This is a genomic window from Flavobacterium celericrescens (assembly GCF_011392075.1).
Classification (GTDB): Bacteria; Bacteroidota; Bacteroidia; order Flavobacteriales; family Flavobacteriaceae; genus Flavobacterium; species Flavobacterium celericrescens.
Map to the genome: position 1 here is coordinate 127,382 of NZ_JAAJBV010000003.1, position 21,704 is coordinate 149,085.

Genomic DNA, 21,704 nt, shown 5'->3' on the forward strand with positions numbered 1-21,704 from the left:
AGCGTTTTTTTTACTTTATTTCAAACCGAACTAATTTATTTCTACCTGTGGCATAAAACACTTTTTCTGATTCAAATCTAAAGGTGTAATAATCTTTATCCTCAGAAAATTGCGTCCAACTCTTACCAAAATCAGAAGAATAAAACATTCCTGTTCCACCAACAGAAATTAGCTTTTTCCCATTACTATTCGGCACAAATTGAACACAAGAAGCATAACCAAAAGCTTTATTTTCAGAAATTAGTTGCCATGTTTTTCCACTATTAGTTGTAATAGCTTTGTTTGACCAATTTTGAGTTTGTTTTAGGTAATTTCCACCTGCAATAATTCCAATTTTATCATTGTAAAAATCGGCTGTAAAAATTCCGGTCATTTCTTCACCTTGTACAATAGGTGTTTCATACACTTGCCAAGAAGTTCCAAAATCGTGCGAAACAAAAACACGCGATTTCTTGCCGCCAGAAACCATAAAAATCGATTTCCCTTTTACGATTAAATTGGTGTTACTTGTTGCAAAAGCAGCTTCACCTTCGCTAACTTTTGGAAAATTTGCACAAGAAACTTTTTCCCAAGAATTACCACCATCAGTTGTTTTAATAAACGACAAACAATCTTCTATTGGGTCACCCATTGCAAAACCGTTTAAATCATCAACAAATTGCATGCTATCATAAAATACTTTCTCGTTTTCTTCTTGGTAAACTATGGTTTCTTGCAACGATTTTTTATCAATTTTAATCAATTTGGCAGGATTTCCAACAGCTAAAATAAAAACAGACTCTCTTGTAGTCGCAATACTTCTAAATTCTGTAGTATTGGAAACACTTTGAATTGTTTTTATTACTAACGTATCTTTTTTCTTATCATAAAAACCATATCTGCCTTTATCCATTCCTAACCACACTTTATCAGCATCAACAAAAATGGCTCTACAACTCAGTTTTTCGGTAGAAACAATTTTAGATTCAAATGTAGGAGCAACAATTTCTTTTTTTGAAGCACAGCCTAAGCAAATTAAAAGGATAAATAAATAGTTTTTCATGTGGTAGAATTATATTCTCAAATATAAGTGAATAAAATTTAATCATTGAAAATATTTTATAAACTATTAAAAATCAATACATTAAATAATTAAATATTTTTTGGCACAGAAATTGGTTAATATAAAACATGAAATTAGTGTTTAACCAAAATACAGAAATTATGAAAACGAAATTACTTTCTATAAGTGCATTAGCAATGTTGTCTTTGACATCATTATTTGCTCAGGAAAAAACTACCGTTACAGCTTCAAGTGCTGATATTAGTGATAACTTAGATTTAAGAGCCATTGCTTCTGTATTTGGTGACGCATCTAATTTAGAAGACTTTGAAAATAGAATTAACGATCCAAAAGCACAACTTTCAAATTTAGATTTAAATAACGATAATTATGTAGATTATCTTCGTGTGATTGAATCGGTAGAAGGCAATGTACACTTGGTTATTGTGCAAGCTGTTTTAGACAAAGACGTTTATCAAGATGTAGCAACAATTGAAATTGAACGCGATAGAAACAATAGAGTTCAGGTTCAAGTTGTGGGCGACGTTTATATGTATGGTGAAAACTATATCTACGAACCCGTTTATGTACATACACCGGTAATTTATACCACTTTTTGGGTAACTAATTATCGTCCATATTGTTCTTCTTGGTACTGGAACTACTATCCGAGCTATTATTACTATTGGAATCCGTTTCCAGTATTTAGATATAGAAATCATATTCATGTACATATTAACTTTGGTCATTCTTATCATTATGTAAGCCACAGAAGATGCCATGCTGCTTATTCATCTTATTATGGAAGAAGAGGAAATGGCTATGAATCAAGACACACAAATCGTTCTTTTGCACATAGAAATGCAGGATACACTAATCGACATGAATTAGACAACAATAGAACTATAAAATCTCCTAGAACAAGAGGTGAAATGACATCAGAACCAAGAGCTAATAGTGGAACTAGAGCAACAACAGCAACTCCTAGAACAAGAGATAATGAAGTTGGAACTCCAAGAAATAGTTCTTCTCCAAGAGCAACCACTCCAAGAGGAAACGAAGTAAATGATGAACCTAGAACAAGTTCTCCAAGAAATAACGGTCCAAAAACTGAAAATCCGAGAACATATTCAGAACCAAAAAATAATGCTCCAAAAGCAAGTACGCCAAGAGCCGAAAACCCAAGAACATATTCAGAACCAAGAACAAGTTCACCAAAAACAGAAAGTCCTAGAGGATACTCTGAGCCAAGAACACAATCTTCACCTAAAATGAGTGCGCCGAGAGGCGATTCAGGACAACGCAATAGTGCTCCAAGAGGCAATTCAGGCTCAAGAAGTTCGGGTTCAAGAAACACTGGAAGAGGATAAAAGATAAAGCTGCCAATTTAGGCAGCTTTTTTTATTTTTATTCCTATCTTTGCAGGCTGATTTAAAATAAAAATGAGATTACATAGAAATTTAGTATTTACCACTATTGATTCGCTAATGGCGATTTTTAACGAAGGTGAATACGCTGATAAAGTTGTTGCGAGAGCGCTAAAAAAAGACAAACGTTGGGGAAGTCACGATAGAAAGTTCGTGGCAGAAACCATATATGAAATCGTAAGATGGAAACGTTTATATACTGAAATTGCAGAAGTAAAAGAACCTTTTGATAGAGATAAAATTTGGAGAATATTTGCCGTTTGGGCAGTATTAAGAGGTTATACCCTACCCGATTGGAAATATTTTGAAGAAACCCCTGTAAGACGAATTAAAGGGAAATTTGATGAATTAAGTAAAACTAGAAAATTCAAAGAGTCAATTCCTGATTGGATGGATGAATTAGGTGTTAAAGAATTAGGTGAAGAAAAATGGACTAAAGAAATTGCGGCTCAAAACGAACAAGCAAAAGTAATTTTAAGAGTAAACAAACTTAAAACTACAAAAGAAAAGTTAAGAGCTATTTTAATGGATTTGGATATTGCAACCGAATTTCATACTGATTATCCAGATGCTTTAATATTAACCGAAAGAGCAAATGTGTTTTTAACAGATGCTTTTAAAGATGGATTGTTTGAAGTACAAGATGCTTCTTCACAATTGGTAGCTTACTTTTTAGATGTTCAGCCAGGAATGCGTGTTGTGGATACTTGTGCAGGTGCTGGTGGAAAAACCTTGCATTTGGCTTCATTAATGGAAAATAAAGGACAATTAATTGCAATGGATTTATACGAAAGTAAGTTAAAGCAATTAAAAATTAGAGCCAAAAGAAACGGTGCTTTCAACATCGAACCAAGAGTTATTGAGAGTACAAAAACAATAAAAAAATTACACGAAAAAGCAGACAGAGTTTTAATTGATGCACCTTGTAGTGGATTAGGCGTCTTAAAAAGAAACCCAGATAGTAAATGGAAACTACAACCTGAATTTATTGACAACATTCGTAAAGTTCAAGCTGAAGTTTTAGAAAATTATTCAAAAATTGTAAAACCAGGCGGAAAATTAGTGTATGCAACTTGTTCAGTTTTACCATCTGAAAATCAAGAACAAATTAAGCATTTCTTAAGTACTGAAATTGGAAAAGAATTTACCTTTGTTGAAGATAAAAAAGTACTGGCTCATGAAAGTGGTTTTGACGGATTTTACATGGCCTTATTAGAAAGAAAAAATAAATAGATATGAAAAAAAACATTACCCTAATAACGTTTTTATTGTGTTCATTAATTAGTTGGGCACAAATTCCTGCTGGATATTATACTACAGCAACGGGTACAGGTTTAACCTTGAAAACAAACCTTAAAAAAATAATTGATAATGTAAGTGATGGGATTCCTTCTGAACATTTACATGCTGACCAAGGATATGCAGCACTTTGGACACTTTATACACACACTGCATTTAGAGATAACTACTATGAAAATGATGGAAGTCTTTTAGATTTATATTCTGAAAACCCATCTGGATCAGATCCATACACTTATTCAACAACAACGCAACAATGTGGCTCTTATAGTAGTGAAGGCGATTGTTATAACAGAGAACATTTAATTCCTCAATCTTATTTTGATGGATATGCTACTAACCCGATGAAAAATGACCCATTTTTTGTAGTTCCATCAGATGGAAAAGTAAATGGTGATAGAAACAATTTGCCTTTTGGAAAAGTGGGTACAGCAACCTATACTTCTCAGAATGGTTCTAAAAGAGGAAATGGCATAAATTCAGGATATGCATTAGGATATTCTGATGTAGTATTTGAGCCTATTGATGACTTTAAAGGTGATGTTGCCAGAGCATTTTTCTATTTTGCTACCCGCTATGAAGATAATATGGATGAGTTTTATAGTTCAGCAAATGCTGCAACATGTGAAGCTAAAAATATGTTTGACGGATCAATCGGTAGGGTTTTTACAAATCCTTTTTTAGATATTTTATATGAATGGCATACTGATGACCCTGTAAGTGCAAAAGAAATTGCGATTAATAATGACGTTTACTATAATCACCAAAGTAATAGAAATCCATATATAGACCATCCAGAATATGTTGGTATTATTTGGAATAGCTATTTAGCAAGTGATTCATTTGCATTTGAAAACTCAATTTCTGTTTATCCAAATCCTGCTATTAATAATGAGGTTTATGTTTCAACAGCAAACGATTTAAAATCAATTGTTTTATTCAACATCAACGGACAAATTATTCAAGAAATTAAAAATCCATCTAAAGTCGAGAATGATACTTACAAGTTATCTAACTTACCAAAAGGATTTTATTTATTACAATTGTCATCTGAAAATGCAACAACAACTAAAAAAGTTCTTGTAAACTAAGACCATTAAAATATAAAAGAAAAGCCTCTTCAAATGAAGAGGCTTTTCTTTTATATAAATTAATTTTAATTACTAATGACAATTGGCTTCAGACTGCACAAATAAACTCATATTACTTGGTGATAAATATGGAATATCTAAACCTAATCCTCTAATAATAAATAACATTCCTATTACTACAGCTACCACAGGTATCATTTTTTGCAACGTTCCTCTAAAAGAAAATGACAAAAGATTTGAAACATAAATCACGGCGGTTAACATTGGAATTGTTCCAATACCAAAAAGAATCATATACAAAACCCCTAATGAAACACTTTGCATAGCAATAGCTCCAAAAATAGCTACATATACCATTCCACAAGGTAAAAACCCATTCAATAAACCAATTGTAAATAAGGATTTATAACTTTTGTTTTTAAATTGTTGACCTAAGCTCGATTTAACTTTTGTGATGACCTTATAAATAGGTTTAGAAAAGTTGTATTTAGCAAATATTTTTTCAGGAACTAATGCAACAACAATCATCAAAACACCTACTATTATTGACAATTGCTGTTGCATACCTGCCAAATAAAAACTTCTGCCTAATAACCCAAAAACTAGACCTAAAATTCCATAAGCAGTCAATTTCCCAATATGATACGTAATAATTTGTGTTATTTTTTTGGCTTCATTATTTCTATCAACAGGTAACATCATAGCAATCGGTCCGCACATTCCTACGCAGTGAAAACTACTAATTAAACCAAATATCAAAGCCGAATAAAGCATTTATAACTTTTTAATAATATATTGTTTCCTTATTCAAATAATCTTTTCCTTCATAACTCCAATCAATAGTAATGTCCCAAAGACCGCCAGTCAAATTACTTTTAGGTATGAGCAAATGTGGACTAGAAAGTGAAAGTTTAATTTCAAAATCAAGTTTCTGACTGGACGGTCTATAAAAGGACACTTTTCCATTTATTTTTGAATAATCAAAATCTGAAGGAAAATCAATTGAAATTCCCTCATCGACTTCTTTAATTACAACTAAATTTTTTAAAGCATTTGCATTTTGCTTTTTTTCAATATCTGCTTGAACTGTTGCTTCTTTTTTATAATATTCATCAGTAACTAATTCATTGTCATATTTTTGATTTGATTGTACTTTATACACAAATGACAATATAAAAATCATAAACAAAGCAAAAGCAATTACTATTCCTGTTCCCCAATTAATTTTCATAGCTATTTTTTTAATTTATTTAGAAAGTTCTTGGCCCCATAAAATTAGCGGTAGCCGTTTCTATTAGTTTATCACCACTGTAAACTTCTATTTCAATTTCCATTTTATCTCCTTCTAACAAAGCTTGGTTAATCTCAACAAACATTGTTCCTTGTGCTAAACCTTGTTGTTTTACGTCAAAATTTTCTTTACCTACAACTTTAATCGTTCCTTTTGTATCTTTCAATTTAAAGTGAATATCTTTTAAATCTTCAACTGTTTTATTCACAATTTTATAAGTAAATACATTACTGATGTTTTCGCCTTTATGTTCAAACATTTGACCATTCATTCTTAATACTGTCGCTTCAACTTCATTTCTTAAAAATAACATAGAAATTAAAACACCTATTAAAATGGCCAAAACAACAATATAACCTTTCATTCGAGTTGTTAATTTGAATTTTTCTTTTTTAACAATCTCATCTTCACTTGCATAACGGATCAATCCTTTTGGTAAACCAACTTTTTCCATAATGGTATCACACTCGTCTATACAAGCTGTGCAGTTTACACATTCTAACTGAGTTCCATTACGAATATCTATTCCGGTAGGGCAAACTACAACACATTGGTTACAATCGATACAATCTCCATAACCAGCTGTAGTTCTATCTTCACCATTTCTCCATTTTTTTCTTCCATTTTCACCTTCACCTCTTACATGGTCATAGGCAACATTAATAGATTTGTTATCTAGTAACACACCTTGCATTCTACCGTATGGACAAGCAATTATACAAACTTGTTCTCTAAACCAAGCAAAAACAAAATAAAAAACACCTGTAAAAATTAAGAGTGGTATAAGTGTACTTAAATTGCTCTGAGGACCGTGAGTTACTAATTGAATCAATTTATCACTTCCAATTAAATAAGCTAAAAAAACATTTGCGATAAAAAATGAAAAAATAAAAAAGATAGTTAGTTTTAAAACTCTTTTTCTTATTTTATCAGCATTCCACTCTTGTTTTGCTAGACGAATTTGTGCTCCTCTATCTCCATCAATCCAATATTCAATTCTTCTAAATACCATTTCCATAAAAATGGTTTGCGGACAAAACCATCCACAAAAAATTCTTCCAAACGCCACTGTAAATAAGGTTAATCCCACGACACCAACAATCATAGACATTACAAATAAATGAAAATCCTGTGGCCAAAATGGAAAACCGAAGATATTAAACCTACGTTCTAAAACGTTAAACATTAAAAACTGGTTTCCATTAATTTTAATAAATGGCCCTGAAATTAAAAACGCTAAAAGGAAATAACTTAAAAGTTTTCTTTTTTCATAAAATGGCCCAGAAGGTTTTTTTGGATGAATATAATTTCTTTTTCCTTCTTCATTAATAGTAGCTATAGTGTCTCTAAAACTTTCTTCAGGCAAATTTGGTTGACTAGACATAATAATTTTATTTAATCAATAGTGAAACTCACTTAAGTTTAAAAAAGGTTTTGAGCGAACCCAAAACCTTTTTACTTTTTTTATTTTGTTGCAGGTGCAACTATTTCTGTTTTTGTTGAATCCACTGGTGTTGTAGTAGCTGGTTTAGCAGCTCCTTCTTCAACCCATGGTTTAGCTTCAGGCTCAGTTGCTTTAGGTTCCTTTGGATTTGACCCTTGCAAAGAAAGAACATAACTTGCAACTTTTTGAATCTCAGTAGGTTTTATAGATTCTTTCCATGCTACCATTCCTTTTCCTGGTCTACCACCTTCCATTACTGTATTAAATACATTTTTAATACCTCCTCCTAAAATCCAATTTTCATCAGTTAAATTTGGTCCAATTGCTCCCCCTGCATCAGCTCTATGACAAGCAACACAATTAGATTCAAATATTTTTTTACCTTCTGCCAAAGCTGCTGCATCAGTTAATAAAGTTACTTTGTCTTTATTCATTTGATCTGGAGCAGTTTTTTTCCATTCTTCAACTTCTTTATCTTTTTCTGCCATTTCAGTTAAAAATTCTTCAGCTTGTGTGTAATCTCCAACTACATGGAAACGTACTAAATAAATAATTGCGAAAACAACACATGCCCAAAACAAACCAACCCACCATGGAGGTAATACGTTGTCTAACTCTTTAATACCATCGTAATCATGATCAAGCATTACATCTTTTTCTTGTTCAATATCTTTTGAACGAGTAAGTTTTTGCATAATACCTTGATAGAATTTACTTTCAGTAAAAGGTAAAGATTGTGCTTCTGCTAATTGTTTTTTTTGCTCATCAGTTAATAAATGATAAGTAACTTTATCAACCGCACTAATAACAATTTCGATGGCAATTAATAAAAATAGAAATACTCCTAAAAATAAAGAAACCATTGGAAACTTTATAAATGCAGGTTTATCTCCGGAGTCAATAAAATATTCCAATGCTGCAAATACAATTGCAAACAGTAAAGGAACTCTTACATATGCTGGAATTAATTTTTTCATTTGATTAATATTTTAAATTGGTAATGATAACCTTTTATAAACTTCCTCTCGCATGGTAAAAGAGAGGAAGTTATTTATTTAATTTTCTTCTTTGAATGGTAATTCACTCAACTCTTTGATTTTATCTTTACTGTAAGTCATTGCCCATATAAAGAAAGACACAAATACAACAAAGAAAATACTTAATGAAATAATAGGATAGATATCTACTCCATCAATAGTTTCTAAATTATGTTTAATAAATTTTAACATTATTCAGCTTTTTTAACTTTGATATCTGTACCCATACGTTGTAAGTAAGCTATAAGCGCTACGATTTCTCTATCTTTCATTGATACGAAAGTTTCGCCTTTTGCTGCAGCTTTTTTCTTACTGTCTTCATAAGATTTTACAAAATCTGGATCATTATGCAAGCTTTTTTCAATTTTTGCAGATTGCTCTTCAATACTTTTTTTAGCATTTGCAATATCAGCTTCAGTATAAGGAACACCTAAAGTTACCATTACGCTCATTTTTTTCTCAATATAAGAATGATCCATTGCTTTGTTATCAAATAACCATTTATAAGCAGGCATTACCGATTTTTCATCCATACGTTGCGGGCTCCACATGTGGTTAAAATGCCAATTATCATTATATTTTCCACCTATTCTCATTAAATCTGGACCTGTTCTTTTAGAACCCCATAAGAATGGATGATCATATACATATTCTCCAGATTTTGAATATTCTCCATAACGTTTAACTTCAGAACGGAATGGGCGAATCATTTGAGAGTGACAGTTATTACATCCTTCTCTAATATAAATATCTCTACCTTCTAACTCTAGAGGAGTGTATGGTTTCACACTTGAAATTGTAGGAATATTAGATTTTACAACAATCATTGGAACGATTTGAACAATTCCTCCAATAGCAACAGCAATAGTAGTTAATATTGTAAATTGAACTGGTTTTCTTTCTAACCATGAATGCCATTTCTCACCTTTCAATTGACCAGAACTTATTTTTGCTAATGCTGGTGCTTCAGCTAATTCATTTTCAACAGCAGAACCTTGTTTTACAGTTTTAACAATGTTGTAAACTAAAGTTAAAATACCTACAAAGAATAATGTTCCTCCAACTGCTCTCATCATGTACATTGGCATAATTTGAGTTACAGTTTCTAAGAAGTTTCCATACATTAACGTTCCATCAGGATTAAATTGTTTCCACATAGATGCTTGTGTAAATCCTGCAACATACATTGGTAACACATATAAAATGATACCTAAAGTTCCAATCCAGAAATGGAAATTAGCTAATTTTTGAGAATATAACGTAGTTTTAGTAATTCTTGGTATAATCCAATAAATCATACCAAAAGTTAAGAAACCATTCCAAGCTAAAGCTCCAACGTGAACGTGCGCTACAATCCAATCAGTGAAGTGAGCAATCGCATTAACATTTTTTAATGATAACATTGGTCCTTCAAAAGTTGACATACCATATCCTGTAATAGCAACTACAAAGAATTTAAGAACTGGTTCTTCTCTTACTCTATCCCAAACACCTCTTAAAGTTAATAAACCATTAATCATACCTCCCCAAGATGGTGCAATCAACATTACAGAAAATACTACTCCTAAGTTTTGTGCCCAATCTGGTAAAGCAGAATATAATAAGTGGTGAGGACCAGCCCAAATGTAAATGAAGATTAACGACCAAAAGTGAATAATTGACAACCTATAAGAATATACAGGACGATTAGCCGCTTTAGGCACAAAATAATACATCAATCCTAAAAACGGCGTTGTCAAAAAGAATGCTACTGCATTATGACCATACCACCATTGTACTAATGCATCTTGAACTCCAGCATATACAGAATAAGATTTTAATGCTGATACTGGTAATTCTAAACTATTAAAAATGTGAAGCAAAGCAACCGCAATAAATGTGGCAATGTAAAACCAAATAGCTACATATATATGACGTTCTCTTCTTTTGATAATAGTTCCAATCATATTTACTCCAAAAGCAACCCATACTAAAGCAATAGCAATATCAAATGGCCATTCTAATTCTGCGTATTCTTTTGATGTTGTAAATCCTAAAGGTAAAGTAATTGCAGCTCCTAAAATAATTAACTGCCATCCCCAAAAATTTACTTTACTTAAAAAATCACTAAACATTCTTGTTTTTAACAAGCGTTGTAATGAATAATAAGCCCCCGCAAATACTGCATTTCCAACGAAAGCGAAAATTACCGCATTAGTATGCAAAGGTCTTAATCTTCCATAACTTAACCACGGAATTCCGTCAGTCAAATTTGGAAACAAATATAAGAAGGCTACTAAAAGCCCTACAAGCATTCCTATAACTCCAAAAGCTATGGAAGCGTATAGAAAGTTTCTTACAATTTTGTTGTCGTAATAAAATTGTTGCTTCTCCATAATTAGATTGATTTTTGTTTTTCTGTTTGTGTTTGTATTAATTTGTTTGGATTCTCTTTTACAATTTCATCGTCAAATAACATTCTGACTGATGGTGTATAATCATCATCATACTGACCACTTTTGACTGCTTTAATGAAAGCGCCTAAAAATAGTATTGCTACGAAGATGCTTACTGTGATTAATATATAAATGACACTCATACCTTAAATTTGTGTTAACAAAGTTACTTCTGCTCCTATTTATAAAATATGATATTTATCATATCTTTATTTTTTGTTAAAATTACTTGCTTCTAGCAAATACATTTGTCATAATTGTTACAAAACTTACTATTGTAATTGTGCTCAATGGCATAATTATAGCTGCAACAATTGGATCTAGCTTACCTATAACCGCAAAACTCAGTCCTACAACATTATACAACAAAGACAATCCAAAACTCATGTAAATCGTTTTCATAGCATTTTTAGAATATTTCATAAAAAAAGCTATTTTATCAAACTGACTTGCATCTAAAATTCCATCACATGCTGGCGAAAAAACATTAACATTTTCAGAAATAGAAATTCCGATGTTACTTTGAGCTAAAGCTCCAGCATCATTCAATCCATCTCCAATCATCATTACATTTTTTCCGCTGCTTTGTAATTGTTCAATATAATTTAATTTTTGTTCTGGTTTTTGATTGAAAACTAACAAAGTACTTTTAGGAAGCATTTTCTCTAAAATTTTGCGTTCTCCATCATTATCTCCCGATAATACAATTAATTGATATTTGGGGGTTAATTGCTCAAATAATTGTTCTAAACCTTTTCGATATTGGTTGTTAAATACATAACTACCTTTGTATACGCCATTAATTTCGACATGCACTTTTGTCTTCTTGTGCGTATTTTCACTCATATGCTCTAAAAATTGAGAGGAACCCAATTTTATACTACCTTCTTCAAATTTAGCAAAAATTCCTTTACCAATTACTTCTTCAAAACTAATTGTTTCAATTTTTTGTTGATTTGGTATAAAATCATACAATCTTCTACTCAAAGGATGGTTTGATCCCCTTAGTGCATTTTTTAACAATTTTAACTCAAAATCGTTTAAAATTTGACCTTCATAAGTAATTGAAGTTTTTTTATTGGTAGTAATTGTTCCTGTTTTATCAAACACTATGGTGTCAACTTTTGCCAGTTGTTCTACAACTAAAGCATTTTTTAAATAGAATTTACGATTACCCAAAATTCGCAAAACATTACCCAATGTAAATGGCGCAGTTAATGCCAAGGCACAAGGACAAGCAACAATTAAAATCGCAGTGAAAACATTAAAAGCAGTTTGCACATCAATAAATATCCAATAAATAAAGGAAACTACTGCCAACGCTAATAAAGCTGGTGTAAAATAGCGACTGATTCTATCTGTTATAGTTTTATGTTGCTGTTCTACACGCTTTTGAAAAACATCGTTGCTCCATAATTGCGTTAAATAACTCTGAGAAACCGAAAAAAGCACTTCCATTTCAATTACTTTTCCTAATTGCTTTCCACCAGCAAAAATTTTATCTCCTGATTTTTTTTCAATTTGAACGGCTTCACCAGTAACAAAACTGTAATCTATTGCAGCTTTCTCTGAAATTAAAATACCATCAACAGGAATCAATTCTTGATTTCGAATCAATAATCTATCTCCTTTTTCAATGTCATATACTTGAACCGATTCTTCTGTTCCATTTGGTAATACTTTTGTAATTGCTATTGGAAAATAAGATTTATAATCCCGCTCAAACGAAAGAAAATCATACGTTTTTTGTTGAAATAATTTTCCAAGTAACATAAAGAAGACCAAACCACACATACTGTCAAAAAAACCTTGACCATAATCAAAAACGATATCGACAGTACTTCTAACAAACATTACTATAATTCCTAAAGCTATAGGGATATCAATGTTTAACATCCTAGACTTAATACTTTTCCATGCAGAAACATAATAACCCGAAGCGGAATAAATAAAAGAAGGTAATGATAAACCAAAAATTAACCATCTAAAAAAACCTCTGTATTGGTTAATCCAATATTCTTCAACTTCAAAATATTCCGGAAATGATAATAGCATGATGTTTCCAAAACAGAAAAAAGCCACACCTATTTTATAGATTAAACTTCTATCTACTTTCTTTTTACCTTCGTCAAAGTTTTCTAAACTTATATAAGGTTCATATCCGATAGAACTTAATAGATAAACAATATCTTTTAAAGAAGTCTTTTCAGGGTTGTATGTAACACGTACTTTCTTTTCCCCAAAATTAACCTGAGAGGTACTTATTCCTGGTTGAAGTTTTTGTAAATTTTCCAAAATCCAAATACACGAACTACAGTGTATATGAGGAATGTAGAGTGAAACAATATGTGTTGTATTCTCTTGGAATTCGAGAAGTTTTGTAACAATTTCTTCATTGTCTAAAAAGTCGTACTTACCTTGTATATCCTGTGGAGTAGCGCCAGGGGCAGCCTGAAAATCATAATAACACGACAAATCATTTTGACTAAAAATTTCGTAAACAGCCTTACAACCATTGCAACAAAATTTCTTATCATCAAATAAAATCTCGTCTTTTTTTATTATTTCATTACCACAATGGAAACAATTTTCTGTGTCCATAAATTTGCTCATTTTACCTTTGACAAAGTTCTTTTATAAATATAGTACAAAATATGATATTTGTCATACATTTTTGTAATTTTGTAATCGCAATAAATAAAATTTATTTATGGAAAAATGTGAACAGTGTATCGTAAGGCAGTTTAGTTCTTTAAAAGCTTTGAACAAAGAAGAACTTTTAAAAATGGCTGAATGTAAAACTTCTTATACCATCAAAAAGGGTGAACCTATTTTTGAAGAAGGTGAAGTGACTAATGGTATTTATTGTGTTAAAGACGGTGTTTGTAAATTGTCAAAACTAAGTGATAATGGTAAAGACCAAATTGTAAAATTGGTAAAACCTGGCGAATTATTAGGACAACGTTCTATGATAAGTGATGAACCAGCAAATTTAAGTGCTGTCGCATTAGAAGACATGGAAGTTTGTTTTATTCCAAAGAGTGAAGTAATGCAATTTTTTACGGATAATAATCAATTTTCAATGAATGTTATGCGTACGATATGTGATGATTTGAAAGATGCCGACGATCATATGGTAAACATGGCTCAAAAAACTGTTCGCCAAAGACTTGTAGAAACACTTATTTATTTAGAAGAAACTTTTGGAAAAAATGATGATGATTCATTACGTATTCAACTTTCAAGAGAAGAGTTAGCAGGAATGATTGGTACAGCCACTGAAAGCTGTATTAGATTATTATCAGAACTTAATAAAAGTGGTTTTGTTGAACTTACTGGAAAGAAGATTACAATTCTCGATAAAAACAAATTGAAAAGATTTGCTTAATAAAAAATCCGCTTAGTAGCGGATTTTTTATTTATTACTTCGTTGGTCCTTCCCAATTCGAAAAACCACCTAATAAATTATAAGTGTTTTCAAAACCAAGTTGTTGCATAACACCACACGCTTGGCTACTTCTTGCTCCTGCCGCACAGTACACATAATAATTTTTTGATTTGTCTAACTCCTCTATTTTATATATAAAGCCTTGTCCTTTATAAATATCAATATTAATAGCATTTGGTATTGAACCATCGTTGTATTCATCTTCTGTGCGCACATCTAATAGTACTCCATTTTCATCAGCTAAAAACTGACTCCACCATTCTTTTTGTCCTAAATTCATTGTCTAAATATTTTAGTCAAAAATACTATCTAAAATTTAATTTCAAAACTTTAATAAAAAATTAACAAACATTTGTACATACAAATAATTTTTTTACTACATTTGTACATACAAATTTTACAAACTCAAATGAGAATAGAAGAAATCATAAAACCGACCTATCCAATGGCAATAGAAAAGAAAACATTACTCAATGTAATGTATACTCAAAATGTCATTTCTGAAAAGTTTAATGAAATATTAAAACCATTTGACTTATCACCCGAACAATTTAATGTGTTACGCATTTTAAGAGGGCAAAAAGGAAACCCTGTAAATATGTGCACTATACAGGAAAGAATGATTGCCAAAACTAGTAATACAACAAGACTTGTAGATAAATTGCTTCTAAAAGACTTGGTAATCCGAGAAATCTGCCCAGAAAACAGAAGAAAAATGGAAATTACTATTACCGAAAAAGGATTACAACTCTTGTCTCAATTAGATCCAATCGTAAATGAGCACGAAGAAACTTTTGCAAAAAATTTATCTATATCGGAACTTGAATTGCTAAACGAACTATTGGAAAAATTTAGAAATTAATATAAAAAACGCTATGAGTAATAATTTTATTGAAAATCAAAACTGGCGCTATGCCACTAAAAAATTTGATGCTTCTAAAAAAGTCTCTGAACAAGATTTAGAAACATTGAAAGAAGCTATCAGATTAAGCGCTTCATCTTATGGATTACAATTATACAAAGTATTGATTGTAGAAAATCCTGAAGTTAGAGCAAAATTACAACCTGCATCTTGGGGGCAATCACAAATTGTTGATGCTTCTCACCTATTTGTTTTTGCTAATATAACGGATGTGCAAGAATCTCATATCGACGATTATTTAGAAAATATAGCAAACACAAGAGGTTTGAGCGTTGATGATTTAAAAGGATATGGTGATTTTATGAAAGGTAACTTAGTAAGTTTACCTGCCGACAAAAAAGCCGTATGGACATCAAAACAAACATATTTAGCTTTAGGAAATTTACTTAATGCTGCCGCAGAATTAAAAATTGACGTTACACCAATGGAAGGTTTTGAACCAGAAAAATATAATGAAATCTTAGGATTAAACCAATTGGGATTAAATGCTTCTCTAGTTGCAACCGTTGGATACCGTCATGAAGAAGACGCAACACAGCATTATGCAAAAGTGAGAAAATCTAAACAAGAATTATTTCAAACTATTTAATAAATAACCCTTTAACATTAAAAATTTAAAACAATGAAAAATTTAAAATCAATCGCATTAGCTTTAGTAGCTTTCGTAACATTATCAACTACTGCTCAAGTAAGCAAAAAAGTAGACGTATCTAAAAGTACAATTAACTGGGTTGGAAAAAAAGTAACTGGCGCCCATGAAGGAACAATTAATTTAAAAGAAGGAAAATTAATTTTCAACGGTAAAAAATTAGTTGGAGGAAACTTTACTGTAGATATGACAAGTGTATCAACTACAGACTTATCAGGTGGAATGAAAGAAAAATTAGATGGTCACTTAAAATCTGATGATTTCTTTGGAACTGAAAAATTCCCAACTGCTACTTTAGTTTTCAAATCTATTGGAGAAAAAGGAAATGGAGTTTATACTGTTACAGCTGATTTAACAATCAAAGGAAAAACAAATTCTATTGCTTTTGAAATTACCGTAAATGGAAATACAGCTACTGCTGCTTTAAAAGTTGACAGAACAAAATATGACATCAAATATGGTTCAGGAAGTTTCTTTGACGGATTAGGAGATAAAGCTATCTATGATGAATTTGATTTAACTGTAAAGTTAGCGTTCTAATATCGACTGGGAAAAATTGCTATGAAAAACTAAAAAAGCCTTGAAAATTCAAGGCTTTTTTTATGGGTTTATTTTTAAATTTAAGTGATTTAATAACACTTGATATTTACTCAACTCAATCATTGTATCATCATCCTCGGTCGTATCTAATAAATCGTCTAGATACTCACTAACTTCAAGTAGTTTTGAATTGGCTTCAGCTACTTTATTAGCCGCAATAAAATCAATTATTTCCTGAATATCATTAATTATTTTTTCGCTATTATTCATTTTAAGACAATATGTTTCGTTTAATTTCTGCCAAAGATAAGTTAGTTTTTAATAATGATTCTATTATTTTTTTCCTTGTCAACTGAATATTCTCAATTTCATAATAGCTTGCCCAAGTGGTAGTTTCTAATATTTCTTTAATTTGTCGAATTACTTTAGCAGTTTCCGAAGCATTTCGAACAATTGATTTTCCATCAAAATTCGGATTATTTTTATGTTGAAAAATTATATCATTTGACTCAAAATCAACTTCAATATAAAAAAGTTTCTCAGTGTCATTATTCGGATAAAAATCAACCCATTTAGCAAAACCAATTTTATTATTCGAATTATTAATTTTTGAACTTGCTCTTGAAATCAATCGCCATCTACAATTTGCCGCTCTTCCCCAGTGATTTGAAATCCGATAAACTCCTTCATCATTAAAACTATAGCTACTTCCCGATTTACTTTTATGATGAATTATTACATCAGAAATTTCATCAAAAGTAACTTCTCTAAACTCACAAAAAGTATGCTTATGAAAATTGGTTTTATTGTACTTTTTCTGGATCATTTTTGTTTGAATCAATTACTTTGTAACAAATGTAACATTTGATTTTTAAAGATTAATAGTATCTTTACAAAAAAAGGAATTCAAATGAAAGATATTTTAAATCAAGCCTACGGGTATATTTTTGAAGAAGCTCTTATCGATGAAATTTTAAAAGTTGCCACTTACAAAGAATTTAAAGCGGATGACTATTTAATTGAAATTGGCGACTACATCAAAACAATGCCACTATTATTAAACGGCGCAATTAAAATATTAAGAGAAGATGAAAATGGGGATGAATTGCTTTTATATTTTCTTGAGCGAGGTGACACTTGTGCCATGACTTTGACTTGTTGCATGGGACAATCTAAAAGTAGAATTAGAGCCATTGCAGAAACTAATGGAGCACTATTAATGATTCCTGTTGAAAAAATGGAAGATTGGTTAACCAAATATAAAACCTGGAGAAATTTTGTGTTTGATAGCTACAATGTAAGATTAATGGAAATGCTAGAAGCTATTGACACGTTAGCTTTCATGAATTTAGACGAACGTTTGTACAAATATTTAACTGATAAAGCAAAAGTTATTGGTGATACTGAAATTCATAATACGCATCAAGAAATTGCTTATGAAATGCATACTTCAAGAGTTGTAATTTCAAGATTGCTAAAAGCATTAGAAATTCAAGGTAAAATTAAACTGCATAGAAATAAAATAGAAATTTTAGAATTTTAATGGAGTTACTTGGCTATTTTGGTGCACTTTGTATTGGTTTAGTTTTAGGACTAACTGGTGGAGGTGGCTCTATTTTAACTGTACCTATTTTAGTGTATATATTATCTATTAATCCAGTAGTAGCAACAGCTTATTCCCTTTTTATAGTGGGAACTACTTCTGCCTTTGGAGCCATTCAAAATTATAGAAAAAATTTAGTAGACATAAAAAACGGATTCATTTTTGCAATTCCATCATTTATTGCTGTTTATTTAACTAGAAAATTCATTGTACCTCAAATTCCAGAGATTATTTTAAAAGCACCTTTTGTCATTACGAAAAATATGTTTTTAATGGTATTTTTTGCAGTAATCATGATATTTGGAGCCCTTTCTGTTTTAAAAAAGAAAAATGCAGAAACATTGCCAACACAAAATAGAAACATACTATTCATAGGGATTCAAACTTTTTGTATTGGAATTATTATTGGTCTTGTAGGCGCAGGTGGCGGATTTTTAATTATTCCATCATTAATATTATTTGTAAAATTACCTATGCGAAAGGCTATTGGAACTTCATTATTTATCATTGCAATGAATTCAATAATAGGTTTCATGGGTGACGTTCAAAATATTACTATTGACTGGCTATTCTTATTAACATTTAGTTCCATTTCTGTCGTTGGTATTTTCATAGGAATGTATTGGAGTAAATTTACTAATGAAAACCAACTTAAAAAGATATTTGCCTATTTTGTATTAATTATGGCAGGTATAATCCTGTTAAAAGAATTTTAAATGTAACAAACAGTACCAAACTATTAAAAAACATAAAGTATTTTTGTAAAAAATTTAAGCTATGAAAATCGAACAAATATATACCGGATGTATTGCTCATGCAGCATATTACATCGAAAGCAATGGAGAAGCTGCCATTTTTGATCCATTAAGAGAAGTGCAGCCTTATATTGATAAAGCAACTAAAGATGGTTCAAAAATAAACTATATTTTTGAAACACACTTTCATGCAGATTTTGTTTCAGGACATATTGATTTGGCTCAAAAAACAGGTGCTAAAATTGTATATGGCCCTACAGCCAAACCAAACTTTGATGCTATTATTGCAACAGATGGACAAGAGTTTAAGGTTGGTGGCGTTACAATTAAAGCAATTCACACTCCTGGTCACACATTAGAAAGTACTTGTTATTTAGTAACGGATGAAAGTGGTAAGCAACATGGAATAATCACTGGCGACACCTTATTTATTGGCGACGTTGGCCGACCAGATTTAGCACAAGAATTAGTTGAAGACTTAACACAAGAAGTTTTAGCTAATCATTTATATGACTCACTTCGCAACAAAATTATGCCGTTAAGCGATGACTTAATTGTCTATCCAAATCACGGTGCTGGGAGTGCTTGTGGAAAAAACATGAGTAAAGAGACCACCGATACACTGGGAAATCAAAAGAAAGTAAATTATGCTTTAAGAGCCGATATGACGCGTGAAGAATTTATCGCTGAACTTTTAGACGGATTAACACCTCCTCCAGCCTATTTTCCACAAAACGTAATGATGAATATTCAAGGATATGAAAGCCTTGAAAATATAATGAATAAAGCAAATAAAGCACTTTCGGCTGAAGAATTTGAAACAATAGCGAATCAATCTGAAGCATTGATATTAGATGTTCGTCACGAAAATGATTTTGTAAAAGAACATATTCCTGGCTCTATTTTTATTGGTTTACATGGACAATTTGCGCCTTGGGTTGGAGCATTAATTAGAGACACCAAACAACCCATTTTATTAATTACTCCAGATGGAATGGAAAAAGAAACCATCACAAGATTGTCTCGAGTAGGCTTTGACAATACTTTAGGGTATTTAAAAGGCGGATTAAATACATGGAAAATTGCTGGTTTTGAAACCGATACTATAGATTCAATATCTCCAGAAGAGTTTGTTTCTAAATATGAAAAATCTATTGTTGTTGATGCTAGAAAGCCTAGTGAATACAACGCCGAACATGTTGAAAAAGCCATCAATATTCCTCTAGACTATGTAAATGAACAATTAGCTGAAGTTCCAAAAGAAGAACCTTTCTTTTTGCATTGTGCTGGAGGTTATCGCTCGGTAATTATGTCTTCTATTTTAAAATCGAGAGGTTATCACAATATGATTAATGTAGAAAAAGGAATGGCTGGAATTAGAAATACAAATGTACCTCTGACAGCCTTTGTTTGTCCAAGTACACTAAAATAATTTTCTTTAAGTTATTATTCAAGTCAGGTCTTGTGCCTGACTTTTTTTATGAAACTATTACAAATTAATAATTTTTATACTCACTAATTTTAAATACATTTGCCAAAATTTAATATAAAAATGAAAAAAATAATTTTAATTATTACAGCTGCAGTAATTCTTTTATCTTGTAATAAAGATGGCTACGAAGTATCTGGAACAGCAAAAGGAATCGAAAATGGAAAAAAAGTATTCATTGAAGTTCCTAACGAAACAGGAATGCCAGTTGCAATTGATACTGCCGTTGTAGAAGATGGAAAATTTAAATTTGATGGAAAACTAAAAGAAGGAATTGAATTTGCTTATGTTAAATTTGAAGACAATGCTTCGCTTCCAATCATTTTAGAAAATGGTAACATTGAAATTGAATTTGTTAAAGATTCTGTTCAAAACTCAAAAATTGGAGGAACCAAAAACAATGATTATTTTCAAACATTCAATGATGATAGTAAATCTATCATGAAAAAAGCGATTAAATTCCAAAATGAAAACCAAAAAGTTTACATGGAAGCTATGCAAAAGCAAGATTTAGTTGCATTGCAAGATTTGCAGAATAAAATGAAAGTTTTTCAAGATGAAATGAATAAAAAATCATTAGATTTTGTTAAAAAAAATAACGACTCTTATTTAGCCTTATTATTAATTGAAAACTTTGTAAATTCAAAATTTATCTCTCTTGAAGAAGGGAAAACTTATTTTGATAAATTAAGCAAAGAGGTTCAAGATACTAAAGCTGGAAAAAAAATGAAAAAAGCTTTTTCTGAAAAACCAGCTGAAAAAGTTGCAACAATTACTATTGGTCAACCAGCACCAGACTTTGCTGCAAATACTCCTGATGGAAAAAAATTATCATTAAAAGAATCATTAGGAAAAGTTACAATCATTGATTTTTGGGCGTCTTGGTGTGGACCTTGTCGTAAAGAAAATCCTAATGTAGTTGCATTATACAATGAATACCACAGCAAAGGATTAAACATTATTGGTGTTTCTTTAGATAAAGATGCAGCAAAATGGAAAGAAGCTATTGCAAAAGATGGATTGACTTGGAATCATATTTCTAACTTAAAAGAATGGTCTGAGCCAATTGCAAAACAATATGGTGTAGAATCAATTCCTGCTACTTTTATTTTAGATGCTAAAGGAAATATTGTTGCAAAAGATTTAAGAGGAGATGCTTTAAAAGCTAAAGTTAAAGAACTTTTAGGTGAAAAATAATATTTTTTATCTCACAAAATATAAAATCTCCTTCG

The 21,704-nt window shown here is 31.0% G+C and carries 23 protein-coding genes; 11 read left to right on the forward strand and 12 right to left on the reverse strand.

Annotated elements, in window-relative coordinates:
- Positions 1 to 10 precede the first annotated feature (10 nt).
- Entirely contained in the window at positions 11 to 1,042 is a 1,032-nt protein-coding gene (locus G4L40_RS05380) for a WD40/YVTN/BNR-like repeat-containing protein (RefSeq protein WP_235922599.1), read from the reverse strand.
- A gap of 161 nt (positions 1,043 to 1,203) precedes the next feature.
- On the opposite strand from G4L40_RS05380, the gene G4L40_RS05385 reads away from it, so the two are divergent.
- The 3 genes from G4L40_RS05385 to G4L40_RS05395 all read left to right on the forward strand — a co-directional run bounded on the left by G4L40_RS05385 (position 1,204) and on the right by G4L40_RS05395 (position 4,859).
- Positions 1,204 to 2,412, forward strand: a complete 1,209-nt coding sequence (locus tag G4L40_RS05385) for a hypothetical protein (RefSeq protein ID WP_166236129.1) — start codon at positions 1,204 to 1,206, stop codon at positions 2,410 to 2,412.
- A 72-nt stretch (positions 2,413 to 2,484) separates the two neighbouring features.
- Positions 2,485 to 3,702: an RsmB/NOP family class I SAM-dependent RNA methyltransferase gene (locus tag G4L40_RS05390; protein ID WP_166236130.1), complete on the forward strand. Its 1,218-nt coding sequence runs from the start codon at positions 2,485 to 2,487 to the stop codon at positions 3,700 to 3,702.
- Between the two features lie 2 nt (positions 3,703 to 3,704).
- On the forward strand, positions 3,705 to 4,859 hold the full coding sequence (locus tag G4L40_RS05395) for an endonuclease (RefSeq protein ID WP_166236131.1): 1,155 nt from the start codon (positions 3,705 to 3,707) through the stop codon (positions 4,857 to 4,859).
- Positions 4,860 to 4,931: 72 nt separating this feature from the next.
- Here G4L40_RS05395 and G4L40_RS05400 read toward each other — a convergent pair whose 3' ends face one another.
- From G4L40_RS05400 to G4L40_RS05435, 8 genes are all read right to left on the reverse strand, one after another.
- Entirely contained in the window at positions 4,932 to 5,633 is a 702-nt protein-coding gene (locus G4L40_RS05400; RefSeq protein WP_166236132.1) for a sulfite exporter TauE/SafE family protein, read from the reverse strand.
- Between the two features lie 10 nt (positions 5,634 to 5,643).
- Entirely contained in the window at positions 5,644 to 6,090 is a 447-nt protein-coding gene (locus G4L40_RS05405) for a FixH family protein (RefSeq protein ID WP_166236133.1), read from the reverse strand.
- A 19-nt stretch (positions 6,091 to 6,109) separates the two neighbouring features.
- Positions 6,110 to 7,534, reverse strand: coding sequence for a cytochrome c oxidase accessory protein CcoG (gene ccoG / locus G4L40_RS05410; RefSeq protein ID WP_166236134.1), 1,425 nt, complete (start codon positions 7,532 to 7,534; stop codon positions 6,110 to 6,112).
- An 80-nt stretch (positions 7,535 to 7,614) separates the two neighbouring features.
- Positions 7,615 to 8,571 carry a cbb3-type cytochrome c oxidase N-terminal domain-containing protein gene (locus G4L40_RS05415; protein ID WP_166236135.1) on the reverse strand — a complete coding sequence of 319 codons (957 nt, stop codon included), beginning with the start codon at positions 8,569 to 8,571 and terminating at the stop codon, positions 7,615 to 7,617.
- 78 nt (positions 8,572 to 8,649) lie between these two features.
- Positions 8,650 to 8,823: a CcoQ/FixQ family Cbb3-type cytochrome c oxidase assembly chaperone gene (locus tag G4L40_RS05420; protein WP_166236136.1), complete on the reverse strand. Its 174-nt coding sequence runs from the start codon at positions 8,821 to 8,823 to the stop codon at positions 8,650 to 8,652.
- On the reverse strand, positions 8,823 to 11,006 hold the full coding sequence (gene ccoN / locus G4L40_RS05425; protein WP_166236137.1) for a cytochrome-c oxidase, cbb3-type subunit I: 2,184 nt from the start codon (positions 11,004 to 11,006) through the stop codon (positions 8,823 to 8,825). The genes G4L40_RS05420 and ccoN overlap by 1 nt, the downstream gene beginning before the upstream one ends.
- Before the next feature lie 2 nt (positions 11,007 to 11,008).
- Positions 11,009 to 11,209 carry a cbb3-type cytochrome oxidase assembly protein CcoS gene (gene ccoS / locus G4L40_RS05430; protein WP_166236138.1) on the reverse strand — a complete coding sequence of 67 codons (201 nt, stop codon included), beginning with the start codon at positions 11,207 to 11,209 and terminating at the stop codon, positions 11,009 to 11,011.
- Between the two features lie 82 nt (positions 11,210 to 11,291).
- The gene (locus tag G4L40_RS05435; RefSeq protein WP_166236139.1) at positions 11,292 to 13,667 is read right to left on the reverse strand and encodes a heavy metal translocating P-type ATPase; all 2,376 of its coding nucleotides are present in this window, start codon (positions 13,665 to 13,667) and stop codon (positions 11,292 to 11,294) included.
- 109 nt (positions 13,668 to 13,776) lie between these two features.
- On the opposite strand from G4L40_RS05435, the gene G4L40_RS05440 reads away from it, so the two are divergent.
- The gene (locus G4L40_RS05440) at positions 13,777 to 14,454 is read left to right on the forward strand and encodes a Crp/Fnr family transcriptional regulator (RefSeq protein ID WP_166236140.1); all 678 of its coding nucleotides are present in this window, start codon (positions 13,777 to 13,779) and stop codon (positions 14,452 to 14,454) included.
- A gap of 34 nt (positions 14,455 to 14,488) precedes the next feature.
- Here the strand turns inward: G4L40_RS05440 and G4L40_RS05445 are convergent, their stop codons facing one another.
- Complete coding sequence (locus G4L40_RS05445) at positions 14,489 to 14,794, reverse strand: rhodanese-like domain-containing protein (RefSeq protein ID WP_166236141.1); 306 nt, start codon at positions 14,792 to 14,794, stop codon at positions 14,489 to 14,491.
- A gap of 129 nt (positions 14,795 to 14,923) precedes the next feature.
- Between G4L40_RS05445 and G4L40_RS05450 the strand changes: the two genes are divergently transcribed.
- The 3 genes from G4L40_RS05450 to G4L40_RS05460 are packed head-to-tail and all read left to right on the forward strand — an operon-like array spanning position 14,924 to position 16,625.
- Positions 14,924 to 15,376, forward strand: a complete 453-nt coding sequence (locus G4L40_RS05450) for a MarR family winged helix-turn-helix transcriptional regulator (RefSeq protein WP_166236142.1) — start codon at positions 14,924 to 14,926, stop codon at positions 15,374 to 15,376.
- 13 nt (positions 15,377 to 15,389) lie between these two features.
- Positions 15,390 to 16,025, forward strand: coding sequence for an NAD(P)H-dependent oxidoreductase (locus tag G4L40_RS05455; protein ID WP_166236143.1), 636 nt, complete (start codon positions 15,390 to 15,392; stop codon positions 16,023 to 16,025).
- A 33-nt stretch (positions 16,026 to 16,058) separates the two neighbouring features.
- The gene (locus tag G4L40_RS05460) at positions 16,059 to 16,625 is read left to right on the forward strand and encodes a YceI family protein (RefSeq protein ID WP_166236144.1); all 567 of its coding nucleotides are present in this window, start codon (positions 16,059 to 16,061) and stop codon (positions 16,623 to 16,625) included.
- A gap of 60 nt (positions 16,626 to 16,685) precedes the next feature.
- On the opposite strand, the gene G4L40_RS05465 is transcribed toward G4L40_RS05460, so the two are convergent.
- Together G4L40_RS05465 and G4L40_RS05470 are read right to left on the reverse strand one after the other, a co-directional pair.
- Complete coding sequence (locus G4L40_RS05465) at positions 16,686 to 16,895, reverse strand: hypothetical protein (RefSeq protein ID WP_166236145.1); 210 nt, start codon at positions 16,893 to 16,895, stop codon at positions 16,686 to 16,688.
- Position 16,896: 1 nt separating this feature from the next.
- Complete coding sequence (locus tag G4L40_RS05470; protein WP_166236146.1) at positions 16,897 to 17,451, reverse strand: hypothetical protein; 555 nt, start codon at positions 17,449 to 17,451, stop codon at positions 16,897 to 16,899.
- 84 nt (positions 17,452 to 17,535) lie between these two features.
- On the opposite strand from G4L40_RS05470, the gene G4L40_RS05475 reads away from it, so the two are divergent.
- The 4 genes from G4L40_RS05475 to G4L40_RS05490 all read left to right on the forward strand — a co-directional run bounded on the left by G4L40_RS05475 (position 17,536) and on the right by G4L40_RS05490 (position 21,669).
- Entirely contained in the window at positions 17,536 to 18,168 is a 633-nt protein-coding gene (locus G4L40_RS05475; protein WP_166236147.1) for a Crp/Fnr family transcriptional regulator, read from the forward strand.
- On the forward strand, positions 18,168 to 18,944 hold the full coding sequence (locus tag G4L40_RS05480; protein ID WP_166236148.1) for a sulfite exporter TauE/SafE family protein: 777 nt from the start codon (positions 18,168 to 18,170) through the stop codon (positions 18,942 to 18,944). Before G4L40_RS05475 ends, G4L40_RS05480 begins: the two co-directional genes overlap by 1 nt.
- 61 nt (positions 18,945 to 19,005) lie before the next feature.
- On the forward strand, positions 19,006 to 20,415 hold the full coding sequence (locus G4L40_RS05485; protein WP_166236149.1) for an MBL fold metallo-hydrolase: 1,410 nt from the start codon (positions 19,006 to 19,008) through the stop codon (positions 20,413 to 20,415).
- 120 nt (positions 20,416 to 20,535) lie between these two features.
- On the forward strand, positions 20,536 to 21,669 hold the full coding sequence (locus G4L40_RS05490) for a TlpA disulfide reductase family protein (RefSeq protein ID WP_166236150.1): 1,134 nt from the start codon (positions 20,536 to 20,538) through the stop codon (positions 21,667 to 21,669).
- The last annotated feature ends 35 nt before the right edge of the window (positions 21,670 to 21,704 follow it).